The sequence below is a fragment of the Paenibacillus lentus genome, assembly GCF_003931855.1.
Taxonomy (GTDB): domain Bacteria; phylum Bacillota; class Bacilli; order Paenibacillales; family Paenibacillaceae; genus Fontibacillus; species Fontibacillus lentus.
Genome location: NZ_CP034248.1, coordinates 3,706,090 through 3,730,833 on the forward strand (window position 1 = coordinate 3,706,090; position 24,744 = coordinate 3,730,833).

Here is a 24,744-nt window from a genome sequence, read left to right on the forward strand (position 1 = left end):
GATATAATGAACTAGATATTCGTAGGGTGGCAAACAAATATTTTTAGTAGAGTAGATTCATCGTTTAATGCAAATAAAACTCCTGTCTCTTAAAAAGACAGGAGCTTCATATCCTGAATCAATTCTATTCTAGCTTTATACCGCCAAGACTTGCTCCTTTAACAAACAAACGCTCGATATTTTTCTCGACCACCGGATCAGGAATGAGCGGTGGTGCTTGATGCGGCTTAATGCGGGCATCAATGATTACATTATCGCAAGCCCAGTGCTTGTTATCGTAATAGCTGTTCACCCCATAAATATCATGGGAAGGATTGCTCCGTGTGAAGGTGACCCACAGAAAATTGCCCAGTGATGCGCTTAGAAACTCGCTGTCATCACAAAGAATAATCATCGGGCAGGACGGAAACTCTCCTCTTGCAGCAATCGCCCTGGTTAGGTCGTCCATTTCCTTATTCGCGCTGACATAATCCTGAAACGCCGACCCCTGCATCGCGACGATGCCTGGCATGATAAATCGTACGTTTTCATAGCCGCGAATCCCCTTCAGGCCGTCCGGCACTTCGGTGCATAGTTCTCTTTTTTTATCTCCACAAGCCGCAAAAACAACCTTACTTCCAGTATTCAGCCCTGTTCCGGAATAATCCAGTGTGTCGATCGTCGTATTCGTTTGGAAATGGATATCCCGATGCAGATCGATGCGCTCCAGAATGTAACTTAAGAACTCGACCTCGCGGTACGTGCTGAGCGGCTGCTTCTCTTCCGCGGTAATAAATAAATATTTTGCCAAGCTTAGTTGATTCGTTCCCAAAATATGATTAGCAATGGTTAACAGCTCGGCAGGCTGTTTAACTTCCTGATACGGCGTATACCGCTCGCTGCCGATCGCAAACAACAATGGATGCACGCCCGCGGCGTCCACCGCCTGAACTTCCTTCACGCCTGGAACCTCCAGCTTAACGGCATCTCCAGTCAGCTCATGGATCAGCTCTCCAAACGCCGTGTCTTCTTGCGGAGGTCGTCCCACGACCGTAAACGGCCAAATCGCATTCGGCTTAGCATACACTTTCTGTATCTTCATTACCGGAAAAGGATGAATCAGGCTATAATACCCTAAATGATCACCAAAAGGTCCTTCAGGCTTCGTCTCACCGGGATGAATTTCGCCCGTTATGACAAAATCAGCATCATGGCTAACGCAATAGCCGTCAGCATAGCCATAACGAAAGCGCCGACCAGAGAGCATGCCCGCAATCGTCAGCTCGCTCATCCCCTCCGGCAGCGGCATGACCGCAGCTAAAGTGTGCGCCGGAGGACCCCCGACAAAGCAGCTCACCTTTAAGGGAACCCCCTGCTTATTCGCCTTATCCTGATGGATGCCGATGCCACGGTGAATTTGATAATGCATGCCGACATCCTTGTTAATTTCATATTCATTGCCGCTCAGTTGTACCCGATACATGCCTAGATTGGAATTCATGATGCCCGGCTTGTCCGGATCTTCCGTGTACACCTGGGGCAGGGTTATAAACGCACCGCCGTCCATCGGCCAATGATGAATTTGCGGCAAATCGGAAATTTGAATTTCTTGCAGGTTCGCTGGCAGTCCGCTGCGCTTTTTTAACGGCAATGCTGTAAGCGCTGCAAAAGCTGAGCTCATGCTCTGAATTGGCCTCTTCAATGCCCTCATCGGATCGTTGCGCAAAGCGATTACATTCTCCGCAGCCTGCCAAGTATTGCGAAAAATAAATTTGCTCCGCTCGATGGTACCAAACAGATTGGAGACAGCGCGATACTTCGTACCCTTTACGTTTTCAAATAATAATGCCGGGCCACCTGCTTCATATACGCGCAAATGAATGGCGGCCATTTCCAAATAAGGATCTACTTCTTCGCGAATACGAACCAAGTGTCCGTGCCTCTCCAAATCAATGACGCATTCTTCCAAGTTGCGATATTTCATATGTTAAGCTCCATCCATTCCTAAGAGATATTCCTTATCAGATTTGTCACACTACAGCGACAACGTACTCTCATCATGATAACATATCAGGTGCTACTCATAGTAGTTTAATACATAGAAATCCCCCAAACCTCCTTCAGAGTAGAAAGTTTGGGGGATGAGCGATAGGATCAGTCCTCCAGCTCCACGTTATGGTATACCTGCTGGACATCTTCCAAATCTTCCAATGCATCGATTAATTTTTCGAATTGAGCTTGCGCATCTTCAGGAAGGCTTACGTAGTTCTGAGCCAGCATCGTCAGTTCTGCTACGGTAAACTCTGATATGCCCGCTGCACGGAATGCTTCCTGCACAGCGTGGAATTGATCCGGCTCCGCATAGACGATGACATCATCCTCTTCCTCTATGATGTCCCTTACGTCCAAGTCTGCTTCCATTAAGATTTCAAACACTTCATCTATCGTTTTATCGGCTACACCGATAACCGCTGTAGCATCAAACATATAGGAAACCGATCCACTTACTCCCATGCTGCCGCCATTTTTGTTAAAGGCTGATCGTACCTCAGGAGCCGTCCGATTCACGTTATTCGTCAGGGTGTCGACAATAACCATGGAGCCGTTTGGCCCAAAGCCTTCGTATCTCAACTCTTCATACGTTTCCTCTGAACTTCCCTTAGCTTTATCCAGGGCTCGGTCGATAATGGCTTTAGGTACATTATATGTCTTAGCCCGTTCAAGCACGACCTTCAGAGCCCGATTCGATTCAGGATCTGGCTCTCCCTTCTTGGCAGCTACATAAATCTCAACGCCAAACTTCGCATATATACGACTCGTATTTGCATCCTTGGATGCTTTCTTCTCTTTAATATTATTCCATTTACGACCCATGATGTTCCCGCTTTCTTTTATTATTTTTCGTTCCTATTATAACATCTTCCCGCAGATTGAAAAATTCGGATCAACTCATATTTTAAAAAAATGGGATGTACACGCTCGTACGCGTTCCAATGCTTCTGAAAGAGAGATGCTTTCCTTCACACCCAGGCGCCGTTCCATAAACTCCACAATTCCATCTGAGGCACCTTTGCCAACCATGATACGAATCGGAATGCCAATCAAATCCGCGTCCTTGAATTTCACCCCCGGCCGTTCAGCTCTGTCATCCAGCAGAACCTCTACCCCATGATTAACCAAGCTATCGTATAACTGCTGCGCAATGCCCATCTGCTCTTCATTTTTCACGGAAATAGGGATAATATGAACCTGCATAGGCGCGATAGATATAGGCCAGATCATACCATCCGCATCATGATGCTGTTCAATTACAGCCGAAAGGATTCGCGACACCCCAATTCCGTAGCAGCCCATGATCAATGCGCGGGAATGGCCAGAAGCATCTAGATATGAAGCGTCCAACTGTTCGCTATATTTTGTCCCGAGCTTAAACACATGTCCGATTTCAATGCCTTTATAGAATTTAAATCTCCCTTGCTCGCAGCGCGGACAACGATCTCCTTCCATAACATTGCGAAAATCGCCGACATGCTTCAATGGAATATCTCGTCTGACATGAAGATTTCTATAATGGTAATCTAATATATTTGCTCCTGCAATCGCTTTTGTCATATTGAGGACCGCTTGATCGAGCAATACAGGCAGCGATGAATCTTTAGGCCCGACGAATCCCGTGGCAACACCCGTTAATGTCATTACTAGTTCCGAATCCGCGATGCTAATCGTTTCTGCTCCCAGATAACTTTTAACCTTCAACTCATTGACTTCATCAATTCCGCGTACAACGACAGCCACGGCTTGGTCATCTGCCAAAAATACTACGGTCTTGAGTATTTCCTCTGGCGTAATGTGCAGCTCGTGAACCAGATCATCGATCGTGCGCAGATTCGGTGTATAGAATTTCTCGACTGCTAAGACTTGATCAGCGCTAAACTCGCCTTGTGTTCGTATTATTTCATCGTTGAAGCTATCTTGGCCGACTCCGCTTTTTCCAGATTCGCTGTATAATGACAGTGAGAGCATGTAACAACAGTATCCTCGCCAATATCTGCTAATGCCATAAATTCATGGGTCTCTCCTTCACCTCCGATCACTCCGGCATCCGCCTCAACCGCTCGAAAATCCAATCCACAACGGTGAAATATTCGCTCATAAGCGCGGTACATCCTCCAATAAGATTGATCCAAACCCTCCCAATCCAAATCGAAGGAATAGGCATCCTTCATCAAAAATTCCCTGCTGCGCATAAGCCCAAACCGAGGACGCCGCTCATCGCGATATTTCGTCTGAATTTGGTACAATATTACCGGCAGCCTGCGGTAAGAATTAATTTCACTTCGCATTAGCATAGTGATGACTTCCTCATGAGTAGGACCAAGAACGAATTCACGATCATGTCGATCCTGTATCCGAATTAATTCCGGCCCATAGAGCGAGTAGCGGCCAGATTCTTTCCACAGCTCAGCTGGCTGCATGGCTGGCATCAGCAGCTCCTGCGCACCTGCACCATCCATTTCGTCTCGAACAATTTGCTCTATTTTGCGAAGTACGCGTCTTCCCAATGGTAAATACGTATAAATGCCCGACGCCAATTGACGGATAAATCCGGCACGAATAAGCAATTGGTGACTGACGGCCTCCGCTTCTCCAGGCGATTCACGGAGCGTGTTCAACAGCAGCTCGCTTTGTCTCATACATAACCCCTCCTCATTTTTAGCAGCACAATAAAACAAAAAGACACATCCGTCAGGGACGAATGTGTCGTGGTACCACCCTATTTATGACCGAAGTAAGCTGAATAAGCAAACCGATCCTCAAGACGTTAACGGCGTAAGCCGGCAACGGTTAGTCTACGATCATCAATAGCATTCCCGCCACAGCTCGCAAGGTAGGAGGCGGTTCGCACGCAATGGGAAGCCTTTCAGCCGAGGGCATTCCTCTCTGGACGGCGAAACAAGAACCGCTGCCTTGGTCTAAGCTTTTTTTTGATATGTTAATTCACTATTTCAAGCTAAAAATCGCACTTTTATAAGGTACAAATTACATGAGAGTAGAAAATTAGTCAATAACAATCGTTGCTGTGATCATAACCACTGCCGTCATAAATACAATGGAATTTCTTTGACGCCTCTTACGATCATACCTGGACGCCATTCGAGCTCGCTCGTGTCTCCTTTTAGGCGAACATCTGGATAACGCTTCAGCAGGCTGTTGATGGCGATTTCTCCTTCTAACCGTGCAAGCGGAGCACCGAGACATAAATGAATGCCTTTACCAAAGGCAAGATGCGGACTCTTCTCTCTCGTGATATCAAAAAGATCGGGATCGCTGAATTGCTCAGGGTCACGGTTGGCTGAGCTTAAGGATACAATAACCAGGTCACCTCGGCTCATCGATATTCCCTTAAACTCCAAATCTTCCTTTACCCAGCGGGAGGTGCTGAACTCAACAGGACCGTTATACCGAAGCATCTCTTCGATCGCCGTATGAATCAGCTCGGGCTTGTTCTGCAATAAACGGAGCTGATCCGGATGCTGAAGCAGCGCAAGCATGCCATTACCAATCAAATTGACCGTGGTTTCATGACCCGCAATGATGAGCAGCATGACCAGATTGTACAGTTCATCCTCGGAAAGACGATCTCCTTGCTCCTCGGATACGATCAATTGGCTGATCAAATCATCGCCTGGCTGTTTTCTTGCTTCCGCAATCCACGCCCTAAGATACTCCCTGAATTCCAGTATCAATGCGCGCATTTCCTCATCGCTTTCCCGACCCGAGTGTTCAATGAGGGCATTCGACCATACGCGGAATTTATCCCGATCGGATTGCGGTACCCCTAGCATTTCGCTAATAACAATTATCGGCAAAGGAAATGCGTAGTCATCGATTAAATTTATAGCCTCCTTTCCTTCTACCGCTGCTAACAGTTCATCTGCAATTTGCTGAATTCGTCCCCTCATCCCGGAAATCAACTGCGGCGTAAAAGCTTTCTGCACCAAGCCCCGCAATCTCTTATGATCGGGTGGATCAGAGAACAGCATATTATCTTTAATAAAGATCACATCCTCATCCAGACCTGCATTCCTCATATCCTTCACGAAACGGGGATCCTTCAAGGCCAAGACAGCATCCTCATACCTGCTGATGATCCAACCGGATTGCCCGTCCGGGAACAGCATGCGCATAATCGGTTGATGATCTCTCAACTGGGCGTACGTCGGAAAAGGATCCTGGGTAAATGCCTCCGTGAACAAATTCTCACTTAAAGATTGATTGGTTTGCATTGGAATCGTCCCCTCTCTCTCCATCGTTCAGAAATTGTAAAGCCATTACATGAAAATATTACCATGACGCTCGATGGAATAGCAAATAAACACAATTCTACCTATTTTTATGAATAAACATGGACTACGTATTCTATACAATGTAGATAGTCATATAGCCGGTTTGGCTGTTCATACCATCGATCAACTGGTATCTTTATATGGGAAGGCCATCCGCATTCATTATGATGTCGGAAGTAACCAACTATGATAGGTTATGTAAAGAGTTATAATGGATTTGCTTCAATAAGCCGAAGCCTGTGCAAGACGATGAAGTATTGTATGTTTTAAGCGTACTGAATGACGGAATAACTGTAGAGGAGGAGGCAAAATCATATTATTAATGCCATTAACCAATTTCAATTAATATAATTAATTAATGAGCAAACCCTATATATAGCACAATAATTAATCAGATGAATCAAAATAACAATTCGTCTGCTTATTATGAAGGGAGTTTTTCAAATGAACATTGCAACGATAGGAACAGGATTCATCGTCGATACATTTCTGGCAGCAGCAAAACAAATCAAGGACATCCATTGCGTAGCCATGTATTCTCGTAACAAGGAAACCGCTCAGCCTCTGGCCGAAAAATACGGCATTCCTGTCATTTATACAGAACTTGACGCTCTCATGGCAGATCCGAAGATTGATTTCGTGTATATTGCTTCGCCGAACAGCTTGCATTGTGAACACGCTACCTTAGCCCTTGAACATGGCAAGCACGTCATCTGCGAGAAGCCCTTCACCTCTACGGTAGCCGAGTTGGATCGCCTCATCGCTCTAGCAAAGCATAAGAACCTCATGCTGTTCGAAGCCATTACGACGCTTCATTTGCCGAATTACCAGCTAGCAAAGGAACAGCTCGCTCAGCTGGGTGCGATCAAATTCATTCAATGCAACTACAGCCAATATTCGAGCAGATACAATCAGCTCTTAAACGGCGAAACACCAAACGTGTTCAGCACGGAATTCTCCGGCGGCGCTTTGACCGATATCAATATCTACAATTTACATTTTGTCATGAACATGTTCGGGGCTCCTCAGTCGGTAAGCTACACGGCCAACAAGCATCCAAACGGCATAGATACCTCCGGAATCCTGGTGCTGAAATACTCTGATTTTATCGCACAATGTGTGGGATGCAAAGATACAAACAGCATGAATTTCGTACTCATTCAAGGCGAGAAGGGTTATCTTCATGTGGAACATGGAGCCAACGGCTGCCGGAAGCTGATTTTGCATGCTAATGGACGAGAGACCCTTTTGAACGCGCAAACCAACGAGAATTTGCTCTATTATGAGTTGACTGCCTTCAAGCAAATGTACCAAGCGCAAGATTATCAGCAGTGCCATCAGTTGTTAGACCACAGCCGATCCGTTATTGAAACGGTCGTACAAGCCCGCCAGGATGCGCAAATCGTCTTCGCCGCAGATACGCTGTAAATTATTGATTTTCCATAAATTTAGGAAGGATAGCTCCACCAAGTTGGTACCTATCCTTCTAACCTCCTTCATAAGAAATCATATTTCAATTTCTGAATAAGCATGATCCACACATCCTCTTTGTTCAACATCCACGGTGCCTGATTTTAATCCCATTTTAAAACGAATAGTCTAACAGATAAACATATTTGATTCATTCATCATATAAAGATGTATGGAGATTTACCAAATATGAGAGGAGAATAATGACTCGACCATGAATTCGCATAAAATATGCTTCATTTATTGCGTTAATCAACAAGACTTACTACAAGAGTCGATTCACCATATTTCGGCTCTTCATATTCCGGAGGGATACGAAATTGAAATTATTTCGATACCCACAGCCAAAAGCATGACCTCTGGCTACAACAAAGCAATGTCCAAATCCAATGCTAAATACAAAGTTTATCTTCACCAAGATGTCTACATCACTCACAGAAACTTTCTAATCGATATGATCCAGATTTTCAAGGATAACCCGCAGCTTGGATTGATGGGCGTAATCGGCTCTGCCTATGTCCCGCCAAGCGGAATGTGGTGGGATGCCGGAGAGAATTACGGCCAGGTCTACGCCAGCCACTCTGGAAACATGGAGCTGCTTGCTTTTAACAATAGTAGGGAAGGTCACTCTTACCAGCGTGTCGCTGCAGTAGATGGATTACTAATGATGACGCAGTCAGATATTTCTTGGCGCGAAGATTTGTTTGTGGACTGGGATTTCTATGACTTATCGCAATGCATGGAATTTGCTAGAGCCGGTTATGAGATTGGCGTTCCTTCCCAAGATACCACGTGGGTTATTCACGACTGTGGCGTAGCTGATCTATCCAAATACGAGGAGAATCGCATACTGTTTATTCAGGAATATTATGATGATATACGTGAGGATTTCATTTCTTATTATGAAAGAACTCGCATGGAACTTGCACACGACTCAACCTCTTCGGTCGAAATAAACCTACCTATCATTGAGAAGCATTCACAAGAATATAAAGCAAGTCCCGGTTCCAAAATAGCAATCAAAAAGGAGCGCTGCATCATCATGAACTTTAACGGTAAATATCAGTTTTCCGAGCTGCTTGAAATCGTCAAGAAAACGGAAGGTTACTTAATGGAGCTTGAAATTCTTGCCCTCCTTCACTTGCCTCTACTTGTAGATCACCTGGCCGGTGAAATCGTTGAAATCGGTACCTTCAAGGGGAAGAGCGCGATAGCTCTTGGACTAAGCAGCCAGCACTTGACTACACGCAAACGTTCCATTCATATCATCGATCCCTTTTATCACCCTGCATTACCCGTAAACTATGAAGATGATTTTGACTTGAACATCCGCAATGCCGGTCTGGAACCTCACATTTTGAAAATAAAAAAACCTAGCCAAGAAGCATACGATGACTGTCCTGCTGAGATTGCAGCGCTCTTCATTGACGGAGATCACAGTTATGATGGGGTTATTCATGATATAGTCCACTACGCTTCAAGGGTTGTTCCTGGTGGAATCATAGCTTTCCATGACTACTCTTATACGGATTGCCCAGGGTATGAATGGGCGGAACTGCCGGGTGTCACCAAAGCAGTGGATGAGATGTGCGCACGAAATGAGTATGCTTATTTGTGTGACTATAACAGCATGCGACTTGTCCGTAAGCTGTAAGGCATGGATTGCAAAGCATGCCCTCTAAGCGCCGTCTTGCCATTATCGATTCTAAATTCCCTTGGAAGCTCAGCGGGTTTCGTTATTGGGAGAACATCCAGTTCCATACTCTGCGCCCAGATACTCTTTTTTTTGCTACAGAACCCTATTCAGATGATTTCCCAGCGGCTGTTCATCCCTTTTCACAGTTTAAGGATTTAGCTGTTTCTGAAGAAATCACCGATGTCTATTGCGTCTTTTTAAACATGGTCTTAAGCTTGCTGGGGAAGTGTACCCTGCCTGATGGAACTCATATGCCTGGCTCTAATCCCTATTTGGATATTCAGTCATTCTTAGTTGAACGGCAAATCAAGCTACACACGACGCTGTACCCCGGTGGGGGTCTCGTTCAAGAGACTAGACCGGAATTCCTGGAACTAGTAAACAACCATTGTTCAACCATCTTTACTAATATCGAAGATATTCTCTCAAAAATTGATAAAAGCATCTATCAGCCTGTTGTAATTAATACGAATTTTTATAATTACATCGCAAAATCATGGACGTGTCCCATACAACTGGTTTTTAGCGCTTTTAATTATCCCAGAAAGGGATTCCCATTGCTTATCGATACTTTCAATCGGCTTGATTCAGATGATTTTCATCTCCATATTGTCGGAGACTGGGATAATCAGCTTGCTCAATTAACAAATCAACGTTTTACCTTTCATGGGGTAATGGTCCCTGAACAATTGAAATCGCTCTACCAAAGCTGCGAGGTGTTCATTAATTGCAGTACGAGTGATGGTATGGCATTGGACGGTTTTCCAACTACCGCTGCTGTGGATGCCATGTCTACCGGATGTCTTCTCGTGACGACCAATCCTCGGAATGACCAGCTCATACTGCAGGAGGGAATTGACTATCTCAAAATAAACCCTGACGAAGACTCCCTGTTTCACGCTCTATGTTGGATCAGGGATCATGTCCGAAAAGCAAGGCATATAGCGACCCATGGCGCAAAAACAATCCAATCCAGGTTTCAAATGGAACAGATCGTAAAAGAAAAGCTCTCTCATATGCTCGGCAATCGTTAAAGCACAATTCAATATAAAAAAAATCCCCTTTAGCAAGCATCGATTTCAGCCAGCTGAATGGCCAAAAAATCACTGTTTACCAAAAGGGGATTTCAAATTAGGGCGCTGTCCTTGTTTTTTTATAAATGGCAGGAACTCCTGCATACAGCGTTTGTGGTGGAACGTCATTTTTAACGAAAGAGCCACCTCCGACCAATGACCAAGCTCCTAACGTTAACTTTTCGCGGATAGCCGAGCCTGTACCGATGAAAACCCCTTCCTCTACGGTGACATTGCCGCTAATATTAGCCCCAGGTGAAATCGTGCAATAATCGGAAACTGACACATCATGCGCAAGCGTCACATTCGTATTGACAATGACAAAATCGCCAATATTAACGTTAATGCTTACGATCGTTCCGGCGCAAAGAACACTGTTCACGCCAATCTGACTGCTGCGAGGCACATGTACAGAGGGATGCACGAGCGAATCCGCTAGTCGAAACCCGGCTTCCCTCGTTTTGAATGCAAACCTTCTTTTGAGAGTAGGCTCGCCAACTCCTGTGCAAATAATCTCAGCTTCATTTCTGTATTTAGCAACATGCGTAATATCACCCAGCACAGGAACTTCATCGATAATTTGTCCTTGCATTTCTATGCGCTCATCCAGGTAGCCAATGACTTCCCGTCCCAGTACTTCGCATAGGGCAAGAATTTCTCGCCCCATGCCACCGCAGCCCCAAATGATGAGCTTAGCTTTATTCATGGATCAGACTCCTGACAATCCGTTCAATTTGCTCCTGGCTAATGTCTTCCCAGACAGGCAAGCTCAGAATACGCCGACTAATATCCTCCGTAACCGCGAGTGATGTTCGTGGCTGAAGTTCAAACATCTTTTGCCGATGACAGGGCGGCGAGAAATAAGTCCTTACTTGAATGGCGGATGCATGCAGTTTATTCACATAATACTGATTCTCTTGTCCTGATGGACATAACAGTGGATAGAACTGATAAGCTACTTTGCCCTTCACAGCCTGAAAGTTCCATCCTGCTTCAGCCAGCTTATACTTATTCCACGCTTCCTTATACCATTCTCCAATTTGCTCTCGGATTTTAATTTTTTCAGGGAAAACATCTAAGGTCGCCAGTCCAACTGCCGCCGCATATTCCGAAATTTTTCCGTTCAATCCCAATTGTCCTGAGACTCGCTCTTCATTAAATCCAAAATTTGTAGAGTATCGTATGCGTTGAATCAATTCACGGTTTCCGCTATAGACGATTCCCCCTTCTCCAATGCCAAAAGATTTCGTAGCATGGAAGCTGTATACCATAGCTCCTCCAAAGTGGAAGACGTTGTCCTCCTGCATCGTTGTCCCAAAGCTTGATGCCGCATCGATCACAACGGGGATGCCTCGCTGGATCAACGAATCATAATATTTCAGATCAAGCTCAGTGCCAAATGTCGCATAAGGAACGACGACGGCCACTTCATCCCCGAGTTTCTCCAAGGCCACCTCAAGCATATGTTCATCCATGCACCAATGATCTTTATCGATATCGATATAATAGGGCTCTAACCCGCACCATAAAGCACTAAGCGGTGTTGCAGGAAAGGTAAAGCTGGGCATTAGAGCATATTTGCCCGGCCGCTTTTGTTGCGATATGGCTAAAAGAAGACCTATGGTCGCATTGCTTACCGTTACTACGTCCCCCTCATTATTGAAATACTGCTGAAGAATCTGTTTTTCAAACCTCTTATTCAAAGGGCCATTGTTCGTATATATTCTTGAAGCATCAATTTCGTCCAAATAACGCTGATAGTACTGCCTGGGGACGACCTTCGGCTTAAGAAACGGAATAAACTCCATAACCATCACTCCCCTTAATGCTTCTTTGTCAACGGTTCAGGATATCTTGCCGTCTTGATCCCGAGTTCCAGCATACGCCTAACTTTGTTCCAATCCCCGGGCTCATTCAGCAGGTAGCATTGTGGATCCCAGGGAATACATTTTAACCAGTGATGATAAAACATAGATGAAGTCGTAATTTTGGCGCACATTAACGGCTCTGCATCATTCATCACCCATTGTTCCGGGACGACTTGATAGTAAAAGGGATGATAAATCAAGTCGGCGCGAGTTTCCTTCGCAAAGTTTACTAATTTCTCAATTCGGTCAGCAGCAAATTCATCATCATCGTCCAAATGAGTTATAAAGTGGCCGGTAGCCAGCTCCAATGCCCGATTCGTCGGTATACTCCCCGCCACAAGCCATCGTTGATAAGTCTCGGCAGGATACTCTCCCCGACTCGCCCTGTTTTCAAAATTAATTCTAGGATCATTGAATTTGCGTACTATTTCTTCGGTATGATCAGTACAGCAATCACCAATGACAATGATCTCTAAATGCTCATAGGTCTGCTGCACGGCAGACTTCAAGCTAAGCATTAATGAATCGGCGCGGTTATACGTAGGGATGCAAATCGTAACCAGCGGCTGCCCTAGCTCGTATATTCTTTGATACTCATCGGTGCTAGACGCTTGTAAGTAATCTTGGCTCGTCACCAATGAGCTCACCTCCATGCTCGATTTGTGTAAAATCATAGATATATTTGAATTTAATTTTCTGCAGCAACAGCTCATTATTCGTGAAATATAAGTTCGGTCCAATTTTGCGGATTCCATCAATCTTCTGACCTAAGTAATTTCTCACCCGAGCGATGACAAGCCTTTCACCATTGCAAATCTGGAGTAGATTGATCTGCCATTCTTTTTTCGGGTTGTTCCATTCGTCAGGGCAAGAAGCAAAAACCGTAGTTTGATTGCTGGCTGCTGCGATTTCAGCGATCGTATCCGGGTCGGTAATATTCAGAAACAAAGATTGCGGCAATTTATGCGGTGTCCAGGCTCGTTGCCATTTGGACTCAAAATAAGCTTTATTGCGTAAAAACAAACTCTCCCTCTGCTCTTCATCCCATTTATTAAACGTTGCGCTACCTTGATGATAAACAAAGGCATCCTCTGCTACAGCTAGTCTATACCCGGCTATTCTCAATCGCAGGCAATAATCGTCGTCCTCAAACATTCCTAATCCGAACTGCTTATCGATCGGTCCAATTTCCTGAGTAACTGACTTCTTGATCGCCACGCAGAAGAAGCCAAGCATTTCGGAATATCTGACTCTTTTATCGTGCAATTCATAATATTGATCCAGCCAAGCTTCATTCGCACCTTTGACTTCATCCCCTACGAAGAAATCGAGCTTCTGATCATTCCCTACAAAATTAGACATCGGACCAACAGCTGCAATTTGCGCATCCATCTTGAATGGACGCAGCAAACGAGGCAGCCACTCCTTGGATAAGATCGTATCGTTATTCAACAACACGACATAGTCCCCTGTAGCATTTAGCATTCCGATATTATTTCCTGCAGCAAAACCTTCATTTTCAGATAATAGTATTGTTTTGACATGAGGGTCGGTTAGCTTCAGCAAGTGCTGTGGCGTCTCGTCCGTTGAAGCATTGTCCACGAAGATGACCTCAAGTCGGGGATATACGGTATGCTGCAGCAGGCTATTCAAGCAGCGCTCCGTGAATTCCCAATTATTGTGCGTAACGATTATAATGCTAATTTTTGGATAGAGCATCGTAAAGATAATTGCGTGAAACTCCTTGTAGCGGTGCTCCCAAGTATTTTCAGCTGCAAACTGCCGACGCTCCTCTATGATGCTGGACTGCCCTTGATCCTTCTCTTGCAGTGCGCTCACGATCGCTGCTTCAAACTCCTTTACTCCGTTTGCAAGTGAAACATATTGTTCCATAGAAGCAAGCTCAGGCAATGGCGTAGATACAACGGGTTTACCTGCAGCCAGGTATTCATAGACTTTTACCGGATTTGTGGCCAGCGTAAGAGGCTTGATCAAAAATGGAATTAAGCAAACATCAAAAGCGTGGAGATATGCAGGCAGCTCATGGTAAACCTTTTCCCCAAAAAGGTATACATTGTTCAATGTTTCAAGTTTGGAGGTGTCACTATAGTACGTATCTCCAACCAGTACAAAATTCCACTCCGGATGGTCTCTTGCAAGCTCATACACTAATTCCATATCAAACCAATCGGCAATGGCTCCGATATACCCGATGATCGGTTTCTTAACATTCGTTATATCGATAGGCGTATAGTTTGGTGTTACAGAAAAGTACTCGAATTCTCCAGCATTTCGAATCAAATGAGCAGAAGGATTTAATTTTCGGGCTTTTTGATAAAGAACATCGGAAGAAGCAACCACAGCATCAGCGCGGTTCATTAAAGCAGGCTCCAGAGCCAGAAGCTCTTCGGATGTATTGGAAAAACCAGCATGCTCATCCATGCAATCATAGATAACTTTATTATCTTCAAGATCAAATACAAGCATGGACCAGAAAGGAAGATCAACAATCGACGCAGTTTTCGCAATATTGAACTTTTGTTTCAAGGCATCAATCGACCATTTCATATACTGTTTATCGAGCGGATGGTTGATTTTATCACGATATGCATTCAGGCTGTTATGCGAGCATAGTTTGACCAGCCAAACATTTTTTTCTGCTTCTTGAATCTGCAAAGCGGATTGGATATCCAAGAAGGAAGCGTCTGGATTACTGATCGGCATCGTTTCAATGGAAAAATAAAATACTCTATATCCATGCCGAGCAAACTGCTGACTGATATGCTGCGGTCGTTGCCATCTGTAATTCCAGTCAATAATCGGGAAACGAAACAAAACGATATTCTTAGGATCTAACGGGGATATTCTCGGCTCGACCTGAAAATCAGCAGTTGCTGCGTCAATAAGAGGCTCTTGATGTACAGTGCTTTGAGCCTGAATTGGTTCCGCGATTTGAATTTCCCTCTGATTCCCGCTAATGACTTCCGTTGATTGGGACGGCAATGTAGACGCCGGTGAATTGATCGCGCTCTGATTTTGCTTGGCGCGAATTCTTTTGTTCTTAGTCGCCTCCCAATATTTGATTCTTCTTAGCAAAGCTCTTTTTTGAAAATGGGCCTTTCGCTTTCCTTTGCTCCATGGGATGACGCTATTTAACATTCTTAATAACCTCCGCTGCTCTCTCGTGTACACGCGGATCCACCTTTCTGCTCAATCTATATTCCTAAATGATTGCGAATGATCCGGGGATGCTGTCCCGAGAATGGAGTCGTTCTGATCTCATATTCTCCATGCCGAAACGACCAGTCAGGCTCGCCTTGATTATCATATAAGTTGACATCCCCACGGCGATTATCGTTGAATTTGAATCTCTTTCCAAAAGCATAATGGTAGTGATAAAGTGGAACATTAATAAGTTCGGATGGCAATGCCCAAATATCGCTATCCCGTGCTTTAAGCGTGCAGTGATGCTTTTGATCCTGGTAACGTATGCCAATCCCATTGCGCCACATCCGGATGATATCGTTTGACCATCTCTCGTCATTGGGTGCATTGACGCGTACCGTCCTTAGATCCTTCCAGAAGTTGATGATCGGAAATCTCAATACATGAGCAGTTGTTTGGGCCAAAATGCCAGGCAATACAGCATCTAAAGAATCATCAAAGATTTCGTCGGCATCAATATTGGCGATCCATCCACCTTGCGCTTGATCCACCATAAAATTCCTAACTTCGGATTCATTCCATTCGTCCGTATAAGCGGTGCCTTGCTTATTACTAAACAAGCGAATATTGTGCTTACCCATATAAGATTTGATGATTGGAATGGAGTTATCTGTACTTCCCCCGTCTACGATGATAATCTCGTCTGCGAAGGACGTTACTCTTTCCAAAAACAAACCCAAAAACGTCTCCTCATTTAACACTGGCGTAATTACCGTCAGGTTCATTCGTCACCACACTCCAAATATCATATAATTCACAGTCTATTCCCTAGGTATGAATAGGAACATCGGCATTTGCCCTTTTACTACGCAAAACAACAATTTCCCAAATTTGGTTGAATGCCTCATTCGCTTGATTGTTTGCGAGCATATGTTGAAGAGATATTGAACCTAAACAGATCGACAAACAGAAAGGGCGATATCTTGTGAAGACAGACCTCGTAATTGTGACCTATAATTCCGTCTCATATATTCAGCGATGCCTCGAGGCCATTAGAACATATACACCACCAGGCTATACCATTATCGTTGTCGATAATGGAAGCACTGACGGTACGCTCGAGTACCTCCAGAGCTTCGGCAATATTGAACTCATCGAGAATGGCCAAAATAAAGGCTACGCAAGCGCGGTCAACCTTGGAATCAAGAACGGCACCTCGGAAACAATCGTAATTATGAACCCCGACGTATTTGTAACGGAAAACTGGCTGCCGCCGTTAATGGACACACTTTGGAAAGAGGAACAGACAGCGATTGTCGCACCCAAATTGATTAATAGCAGTAATCAATTAGTCGGTGTAGGAACAAATTGGGATTGGACATCTCCTTATTTTTTATGTCCGAATGAGCCGGGGATCTTGGAGGAAACAAGAGCATGCCTGGCGATTAACGGTGCTTGTTTTTTATTGAAAAGGCATTTACTTGATAAGCTTGGCTTATTGGATGAACACTATTTTCATTATTTTGAGGAAACGGACTATTGCTTTAATGCGATTCATTGCGGTTACAATATCCTGTTCTGTCCAGACAGTACCATATATCATGAATACTACCCCAATCCCGCACGCGACGAGGCGATCAAACAATATTGGGTGCAAAGCGAAACCCATTTTAATCGAAAATGGAGCTATCAGGGTAACGGCATCGTGGCTAAAAACGTACAAAAAGAGGGCGGCTGAAAATGAATTCAGTCGCCCTCTCCTCTTTGTCTATCTTCATCGTCTTTGGTTATTCTTTGTATATGATTGCAAATCGATTTGGAATTTTGCCCCTTGATCGCCGGCAAACACAATTACACCGTTTCTCGGCAGATCTACGTCATTGCTGCCGCTGACTCGTTCAAAATGCACGCATACCCCATGCTCATTATAGACGGCAAACGAGCCATTGGCTGGTACTTGCACCTTCATTGTTTTGCCTGCCAATGCATCGGGGATTGAAAGCCATCTAGCGTGGCCATTCTCTTGAATCGTCAAATAAGATCTTGTTCCTTTATAGATCGGTTTGACAGCTTCCTCTCGGACGTACAATTTTCCGCCGATATCCAAATATTCCAATCCATTTTGGTTATAGAAATTATAATCCATCGTATCCCTTCCGTTAATCACCGGAATCTGAAGCTCGCTGACCGCCTTGTCTGCATCGATCATTTTGCGGTTCAGCAAATAATTCGGCGCTTCTGGCAGCGTCACCACCGTCTGGACAGGCATCATAACCAGATACATCACGGAAGAATACTTCTCATTGACCGCGAAGTATTTCTTACCTTCTCTCTTCTTCCAAGCTGCTTGTACCTCGGTCGGTAAAGAATGAGCCTCAAGCTTCTCGGCGGTATACTGCGATAAAGCTGTCTGCCCTAATCCTGGGAGCGCGGTATATTCCCTAAGCCATAAATATATTCGGCCGTTCTGTTCACGGACAAAACTTGCTTTGGCACTGCCATCCTCCTTCACAAAGGAGCCCCCCGCTGTATAAATGAACTTCTCGGGCGGATAATTCGGAATATTAAGAACAGATACCGTCAATTCTCCCTCTTCGGTTATATCCGCTTTGATTAGGCCATTGGTCATTCCGTAAATCCCGGCGTACGCTACCACTTCCTTCGGCATGATCTTCTCGACCGGAATGCCGTGAGATTTCTCAGGCTTCAATTCAGTAATGATGCCTTTCTCTTGTAGCGCGCTAAGAAGTATCTCATTCGCCAGCACTTGATCTGTGATACTAGTTCCGCCGGATGAAAGCACAGCAGCGGCCATATTATATTCAGGAAGCACCACGAGCGATGCATGATATAGAATCGTGTCTCCACCCTTGGACAGCGCCTGAATGCCATATTCGCTGAACGGGAACATGTTCACTGTATCCCAGCCGAGTCCGAAGCTGATCGCTGTATCAGCTTCCTTCGGCCACATTCCCCTTTTGTACTCTTCCTGCTGCATCGCTTCTGCCGACTTCTTACTGATCACCGTATCGACCTGTCCTGTAAAAATTTGCGAAAATTTGGCCAAATCCTCCGCGGTAGAATAGATGCCACCCGAACCGATGAGATTGACGGTTTCATTTGGCAGCTGCCCCGGATACGACGGGTAGTATAACGGAGCAGCCTGACTTGGCTCCACTTTATCCTGTGGTGTTCTCGTATACTTCATGTCTAGAGGCTTCGTAATGATGTTATGGATATAGTCCGTGAAGCTAAGTCCACTAACGCGCTCCACTAAAATTTCAGCTAACGTAAATCCGTCATTACAATACACCGAGAATGCACCCGGATCGGATTTCAAGTTTTGCTCAGCAAGCTGCGCCAGTAACTGATCATGCGCGTACGTGTCAGGATCCTCGAACATGAACGCGTTGCCAAGCGCACCTCCTTGAAGTCCAGAGGAATGATTTAACAGCATTCGCGGTGTGATCTGCTTATAGCGGGAGTCTTTCATTTTAAAGTCTTTGATATAGTTGACGACAGGAGTGTCCAAGTCTACCTTGCCCTCTTCAACCAGCTTCATGACGGCAACCGCAGTAAACACTTTACTTGTAGATCCAATACTGTACAGAGTGCTCGCAGATACCTCATCCTTCCCTTTCCCCGAATCTTTACTTACCGCTCCAGAAATCACAATTTTCCCCTGATCGATCAGCGCATACTGAACGCTATTCGTATTATAAGACTCCACCAATAGCTGCGCTTTCTTCGATGCAGCCTCCGTAGTAACCTTATAGTCCTGGTTCAAATTCAGTTTGGATTCCTTGGAATCTCCATCCTCCCGAACGCTTTGCGCTGTCACGCCTCCAATCGGCATCAACAAGCTAATCGCGAGCATAATTAATAGGGTAATACGACCTTGTCTTTTCATCTCTCTCCCTCTCAATCTTTGATATTATAGCTATTCATAGTTAATACGACGAGCGTACTTGTTTCGTTCAATGAACCAATATTAAAGTGCAGATTGTGTTATCCTACGGTCTGTCGATATGCTTCTATGTATGGATTCGTCAAACGCAAATATCCTAGCTGCGTAGGGACTTGGTTCCCTCGACGGTACTTTCATCCACGGAGTAGATGCGTGCTTGCAGTGGGACACGGAGACAAAAAAAATCCGCATTTAATGCGGATTTTACATTTTAATGTTCTAATATGGTGTTTCATTATTATAGAACCCCGACTACGCTTTGAAACTGCGCTTGGTGCAAGCGGCTGTACGGGCCGCGAGCTGCGAGCAGCTCCTCATGCGTTCCCTGCTCGGCAATACCCTCCTCGTTAACGACGACGATGCGATCAGCATTTTTGATCGTTGCCAGCCTGTGAGCGATGACAAGCGTCGTCCGTCCTTGAGACAATTCCGCTAGCGATTGTTGAATAACCTGCTCCGTCTCCGTATCCAGCGCCGAGGTGGCTTCATCCAGAATGAGGATCGGCGGATTTTTGAGGAACATTCGCGCGATCGCTAGGCGCTGCTTCTGTCCGCCCGACAGCTTCACGCCGCGTTCGCCGATGACCGTCTCCATGCCCTCAGGCTGGGAACGAATAAATTCATCCAGACGAGCCCGACGCGCCGCCTCCCAAATCTCCTCTTCCGATGCATTCAGCTTACCGTATAGTATATTTTCGCGAATAGTTCCCGCAAATAAATACACGTCCTGCTGGACGATCCCAATCTGATGGCGCAGCGACTGCATCTTGATGTCTCGAATGTCCACGCCATCAATCGTGATCGCGCCCGATTGAACTTCATAGAAACGCGGCAGAAGGCTGCACAATGTTGTCTTGCCGGCACCAGATGGGCCAACAAAGGCCACCGTCTCGCCTTGACGAATCGTCAGGTTAATATTGCTCAATACAGACGAATCACTATCATAACCGAAGGACACACCCTCATAGCGAATCTCCTTCTGCAGTTCACCTATCTCCACGGCATTCGGCCTGTCCGCAATATCTGGCTCCGTATCCAGCAACTCAACATAGCGCTTGAAGCCGGCAAAGCCCTGCGGATAGCTCTCGATGATTGCATTGATTTTCTCAATCGGTCGGAAGAAGACATTCGTCAGCAGCAGAAAACCGACAAATTCGCCATAAGATAATTGACCGCGAATCACGAACCATGTACCGCACACCATAACAAACAGTGTAACCAGGCGCATCATCATATAACTGATAGCTCCGTTCTTGGCGATCAGCTTATACGAGAACAATTTCGTCATCCGAAACCGTCCGTTATTCACAGCGAATCTTTCCTTCTCATACTCCTCGTTAGCAAATGCCTGAACGACACGAATGCCGCCCACATTATCCTCAACTCGCGCATTAAAGTCCCCTACGTCGGTAAACAGCTGGTGAATCGCTTTAGTCATTTTGCCATTAAAATACACCACGAGCCAAATAATGATCGGCACGACAACGAAGGTTAACACCGCCAGCTTCCAGTTAATGAATAGCATAAGTGTAAAAGAACCAGCTAATGTCATGACCGCAATGAACAGATCTTCGGGTCCGTGGTGGGCCATTTCGCCGATCTGCATCATGTCGTTCGTCAACCTCGACATGAGATGCCCTGTCTTGGTGTTATCAAAGAACCGGAAGCTCAACTTCTGAATATGGTCAAACAGCTTCTTGCGCATATCCGTCTCGATATTTATCCCGAGCATATGTCCCCAGTAATTGACGATATATAGTAATACCGTATTTAACAAATATAAAACCAATAACCCCAGCGATGCCCAAATGATTAGATTCCATTCTTCATTGGGCAGCAGATCATCCACAAACCGGTTTACGACTAAGGGGAAACCTAATTCCAGCAAACCAGCGATTAAGGCACAGCCGAAATCAAGCAGGAACAATCCCTTATAGGGCCGATAGTAAGCGAAAAAACGGCGGATCATCATACTCATTGACTTGAATTCAGCCCCTCTCTTGCATAAAACTCTCCTGTATGAAAAAAAAGCTATTCAACCGAAATTGAACAAGCTTTCCAAATATCAACAGGAAAATAATGATAATCGTTCTCACTAGAACAATTATTATTGTAGCTCAAGCCGTTCGCAACTACAATACACATTAGTAAATCGTTTTTTGTTTACCCTCAGAACAATTTTCATAAAAGCTGTAAATTATACACCATGCTTGACGCGTGGCATCTAGTCGTTTGTGGTCTGTACGAGTGCAAATCGAACTGCACGGCTGATCAAGGCGGGCAGCACCGAAATATGGCTCTCGCCAGCAAATTGGCAATATTCCACGTGGAGATCCTTCCGTTGATTAGCAATCTGTGTCAACCATTCAGCCAGTCCCTTCGCATTCTCTACCATGCGGCTAGGATGCGACTGCTCCAGCTCCCCTGCCGTAATTAGCAGCTTCTGCCTTCTGGACTTGCTCGTAACATCCACCTGATCCTCCCCCTTCTCCAGCCGGGACACGAACCTATGCTCCGCTTCGGCCATAAAGGGTTTATTCCAATGAATAGAGGGACTGCCTGCCACATAAGTCTGGAACATATCCGGATGATCAAACAGGGTTTGCAATACGAAAAGCCCCCCTAGCGAATGGCCTAATATGGCCTGTCTGCCGAGATCAATCGGAAATTTACGTTCGATCTCCGGCTTTAAGTCCTGCTCGATAAATGCGGTGAATTCATCGACACCCCCGAGTTCCGGCCATGGCTTGCCCTCTGGGCCTGAAATCAGCTGATCGGGCGGCGTTGGCATCGTGTAATCGTAATAACGCGAAGCATCGAACAGCGAATCGCTCGGATAACCGATACCGATCACGACGGCGGGTGACACGCCGGTTTTCTTCTGAATTCGCGACTGAGCGCGTACGGCATCCACCATGGTGGCAAAAAGCGCGTTCCCGTCAAGCAAATAGATGATCGGATAACCTTCGGGAGGTGGAGCGTCCACGGGTTTGAACGCAAAAATACGATACTCGCGGTTCGCAGCTGTGGAGCGCATATCCCAATACTGCGTATTCGGTAATGTAAAAGGTTGATTCATATATTCCAACTTAACCTATCTCCTCTTCATTTTAATATCGTGACGACTGGCGCTATAAATCACGCACTGCTCCGACCTTTGGCTCTATAGAGCAGAAAGATAAAATACGGCACGCCAATGATCGCAATGACCACGCCTACCGGCAATTCGGACGGCGTAAAGACCGTCTTGCCGATATAATCCGCTAGCATTACCAGCAGTGCTCCCACGATGCCGCATACCGGGAGCATACGTCGATGGGCTTGGCCGACAAGTCTCCTTGCTATATGCGGGGCCATAAGACCTACGAAGCCAATGCCACCCGATACGGCGACACAGGCACTTACGATGCCGATGCTGCTTAACAGCAGTAAGGCCTTTTCTTTTTCCGAAGCCACTCCGACACTAATGACACTATCTTCATCAAGCTGAAACAAATCAAGGGTATAGGCCTTCCTCACAACTATCGGAATAAGCAGCGCGAGCCAGGGGAGCATGGCGACGATGTATTTCCAGTTCGCGCTATAAATACTGCCCATATTCCAAACGGCCGCCATTTCAAAATCACCCGGATTCATTTTCAAAGTCAAATAGAGCGAAACCGCGCTTAAGCCCGAGGCGATAGCGATACCCGTAAGCAGCAGTCGCTGCGGCTCCAGCCTGCCATTCTTCCATGAGAACATATAGATGAGTACGGCGGCCAGAAGCCCTCCCAACAGGCCAAAGATCGGCATCGCTAGAATTGAGAGCCAGCCGTCACTGCGAATCTTCCCTTGATAAAAGAAGAGAAAAATGACCATCGCCGCTCCTGCGCCGGAATTAATCCCCAAAATACCTGGATCGGCCAGTCCGTTGCGGGTAATGCTTTGAATTACGGCTCCGGCGACACCCAGCCCTGCTCCGACGAGTAATCCGATGATGATCCGCGGCAGACGAAATTCGAAAATGACCAAATCATGCTCTGGCAGCGGATGGATACGAAGCAGCGTGCGGACCACATCCCGAATCCCTATATCAAAGGTGCCATTGGTCAGACTGATATAAATTGTAGCTAAAATCAGAGCAAGTCCGGCCAGAAGCACCCCTAAAAAACGTTGATTCGTTAATTTATTCACGCTTTCCATCCCCCTTGGTTCGAATGAGATAGAGGAAAAAAGGAACGCCAAGCAGGGAGGTGACTACTCCGATCGGCATTTCAAAAGGATAATTCATGAACCGGCTTAGAACGTCGCAAAGAGCCAAGAATAACGCTCCAACGATGCCGGCACAAGGAATGATCCACCTGTAATTCACACCGGTCAGAAACCGAACGATATGCGGTACGATCAATCCGACAAACCCGATTTTTCCCGCGAGGGCCACCGAAATTCCCGTAAGAATAACGACTGTCAGCATTGTCGCAAACTTGATCATTTTTGTTTTTTGCCCTAGGCTCAGGGCAATTTCTTCCCCCAGGCTAAGCAACGTAATGGACTTGGACAGCCAAACGGCAAGTACTATGCCTATGATTGCAAATGGAACCGCCAATTTGATCAACTCCGGATTCAATTGGTGCAGCCGGGCATTGTACCAAAAGCTAATATTTTGCGAAACCTGGAAATAAGTGGCGATCGCTGCGGACAAGCTACTCAGGAACGTGCCAATGATCGTCCCTAGAATTGCCATCCTTACCGGAGACAATCCTCCAGGCAGCAACGAAGCGAGCCCAAATACGATGACGATGCTGAAGGCAGAGCCGATAAATGAATAGAAGATCATTTCCATTGAGGTAGAGTCCGGCATAAATACCATGCAGAGCGTGATGGCAAATGCCGAGCCGTCAGATACGCCCATAATAGAAGGGGATGCAAGATAGTTTCTTGTCATCCCCTGCATTAACGCCCCGGATATAGCCAGAAATGCACCAATAAGCAGTGCTCCGATCACTCTAGGTAATCTGGAATGGATAATAATTTGATGATCCACATTCCCAGGATCGAAATGAAGCAGTGCATCACGAATCGTACTTAGTTCGATATTTTTCGCACCATACAGCACGGATAATAAAATCGTAAGTACGATCAGAATCGGCGAGCCCCATAAAAACAAGACAATCGCAGAACGCCTTGCTTGCATACCCGT

The 24,744-nt window shown here is 45.7% G+C and carries 17 protein-coding genes and 1 pseudogene; 4 read left to right on the forward strand and 14 right to left on the reverse strand.

From position 1 onward, the window contains the following. Window positions 1–124 precede the first annotated feature (124 nt). The 4 genes and pseudogenes from EIM92_RS16675 to EIM92_RS16690 form a co-directional block, all read right to left on the reverse strand. On the reverse strand, window positions 125–1,963 hold the full coding sequence (locus EIM92_RS16675) for a UbiD family decarboxylase (RefSeq protein WP_125083605.1): 1,839 nt from the start codon (window positions 1,961–1,963) through the stop codon (window positions 125–127). A 170-nt stretch (window positions 1,964–2,133) separates the two neighbouring features. After that, window positions 2,134–2,853, reverse strand: a complete 720-nt coding sequence (locus EIM92_RS16680) for a YebC/PmpR family DNA-binding transcriptional regulator (RefSeq protein WP_125083606.1) — start codon at window positions 2,851–2,853, stop codon at window positions 2,134–2,136. A 75-nt stretch (window positions 2,854–2,928) separates the two neighbouring features. Continuing rightward, window positions 2,929–4,673: pseudogene (locus EIM92_RS24765) on the reverse strand (proline--tRNA ligase). Window positions 4,674–5,078: 405 nt separating this feature from the next. Next, the gene (locus EIM92_RS16690; protein ID WP_125083607.1) at window positions 5,079–6,266 is read right to left on the reverse strand and encodes a cytochrome P450 family protein; all 1,188 of its coding nucleotides are present in this window, start codon (window positions 6,264–6,266) and stop codon (window positions 5,079–5,081) included. A 504-nt stretch (window positions 6,267–6,770) separates the two neighbouring features. On the opposite strand from EIM92_RS16690, the gene EIM92_RS16695 reads away from it, so the two are divergent. The 3 genes from EIM92_RS16695 (at window position 6,771) to EIM92_RS16705 (ending at window position 10,526) form a co-directional block, all read left to right on the forward strand. Further along, window positions 6,771–7,754: a Gfo/Idh/MocA family protein gene (locus EIM92_RS16695; RefSeq protein WP_125083608.1), complete on the forward strand. Its 984-nt coding sequence runs from the start codon at window positions 6,771–6,773 to the stop codon at window positions 7,752–7,754. Window positions 7,755–8,010: 256 nt separating this feature from the next. Further along, window positions 8,011–9,450 carry a glycosyltransferase gene (locus EIM92_RS16700; protein WP_125083609.1) on the forward strand — a complete coding sequence of 480 codons (1,440 nt, stop codon included), beginning with the start codon at window positions 8,011–8,013 and terminating at the stop codon, window positions 9,448–9,450. A gap of 17 nt (window positions 9,451–9,467) precedes the next feature. After that, window positions 9,468–10,526, forward strand: a complete 1,059-nt coding sequence (locus EIM92_RS16705) for a glycosyltransferase family 4 protein (protein ID WP_125083610.1) — start codon at window positions 9,468–9,470, stop codon at window positions 10,524–10,526. 97 nt (window positions 10,527–10,623) lie between these two features. Here EIM92_RS16705 and EIM92_RS16710 read toward each other — a convergent pair whose 3' ends face one another. From EIM92_RS16710 to EIM92_RS16730, 5 genes are read right to left on the reverse strand one after another with little or no spacing between them, the layout of a single operon-like run. Beyond that, window positions 10,624–11,271 carry an acetyltransferase gene (locus EIM92_RS16710; protein ID WP_125083611.1) on the reverse strand — a complete coding sequence of 216 codons (648 nt, stop codon included), beginning with the start codon at window positions 11,269–11,271 and terminating at the stop codon, window positions 10,624–10,626. Further along, window positions 11,264–12,373: a DegT/DnrJ/EryC1/StrS family aminotransferase gene (locus tag EIM92_RS16715; protein WP_125083612.1), complete on the reverse strand. Its 1,110-nt coding sequence runs from the start codon at window positions 12,371–12,373 to the stop codon at window positions 11,264–11,266. Before EIM92_RS16715 ends, EIM92_RS16710 begins: the two co-directional genes overlap by 8 nt. A gap of 14 nt (window positions 12,374–12,387) precedes the next feature. Beyond that, window positions 12,388–13,068 carry a glycosyltransferase family 2 protein gene (locus tag EIM92_RS16720; RefSeq protein WP_246021438.1) on the reverse strand — a complete coding sequence of 227 codons (681 nt, stop codon included), beginning with the start codon at window positions 13,066–13,068 and terminating at the stop codon, window positions 12,388–12,390. Continuing rightward, window positions 13,037–15,592, reverse strand: a complete 2,556-nt coding sequence (locus EIM92_RS16725) for a glycosyltransferase (protein ID WP_125083614.1) — start codon at window positions 15,590–15,592, stop codon at window positions 13,037–13,039. Before EIM92_RS16725 ends, EIM92_RS16720 begins: the two co-directional genes overlap by 32 nt. A 56-nt stretch (window positions 15,593–15,648) precedes the next feature. After that, window positions 15,649–16,383: a glycosyltransferase gene (locus tag EIM92_RS16730; protein ID WP_125083615.1), complete on the reverse strand. Its 735-nt coding sequence runs from the start codon at window positions 16,381–16,383 to the stop codon at window positions 15,649–15,651. Window positions 16,384–16,583: 200 nt separating this feature from the next. On the opposite strand from EIM92_RS16730, the gene EIM92_RS16735 reads away from it, so the two are divergent. Further along, window positions 16,584–17,336, forward strand: coding sequence for a glycosyltransferase family 2 protein (locus tag EIM92_RS16735; RefSeq protein ID WP_164515133.1), 753 nt, complete (start codon window positions 16,584–16,586; stop codon window positions 17,334–17,336). A 36-nt stretch (window positions 17,337–17,372) separates the two neighbouring features. On the opposite strand, the gene EIM92_RS16740 is transcribed toward EIM92_RS16735, so the two are convergent. The 5 genes from EIM92_RS16740 to EIM92_RS16760 all read right to left on the reverse strand — a co-directional run bounded on the left by EIM92_RS16740 (window position 17,373) and on the right by EIM92_RS16760 (window position 24,738). Beyond that, window positions 17,373–19,508 carry a serine hydrolase domain-containing protein gene (locus tag EIM92_RS16740; RefSeq protein WP_125083617.1) on the reverse strand — a complete coding sequence of 712 codons (2,136 nt, stop codon included), beginning with the start codon at window positions 19,506–19,508 and terminating at the stop codon, window positions 17,373–17,375. 295 nt (window positions 19,509–19,803) lie between these two features. Beyond that, window positions 19,804–21,534 carry an ABC transporter ATP-binding protein gene (locus EIM92_RS16745; RefSeq protein WP_125085244.1) on the reverse strand — a complete coding sequence of 577 codons (1,731 nt, stop codon included), beginning with the start codon at window positions 21,532–21,534 and terminating at the stop codon, window positions 19,804–19,806. A gap of 255 nt (window positions 21,535–21,789) precedes the next feature. Then, complete coding sequence (locus EIM92_RS16750; protein ID WP_125083618.1) at window positions 21,790–22,644, reverse strand: alpha/beta hydrolase; 855 nt, start codon at window positions 22,642–22,644, stop codon at window positions 21,790–21,792. 59 nt (window positions 22,645–22,703) lie between these two features. Continuing rightward, a complete protein-coding gene (locus tag EIM92_RS16755; protein ID WP_125083619.1) occupies window positions 22,704–23,738 on the reverse strand; it encodes a FecCD family ABC transporter permease in 1,035 nt (344 codons plus the stop codon). Then, window positions 23,731–24,738: a FecCD family ABC transporter permease gene (locus tag EIM92_RS16760; protein WP_125085245.1), complete on the reverse strand. Its 1,008-nt coding sequence runs from the start codon at window positions 24,736–24,738 to the stop codon at window positions 23,731–23,733. Before EIM92_RS16760 ends, EIM92_RS16755 begins: the two co-directional genes overlap by 8 nt. Between the last annotated feature and the right edge of the window lie 6 nt (window positions 24,739–24,744).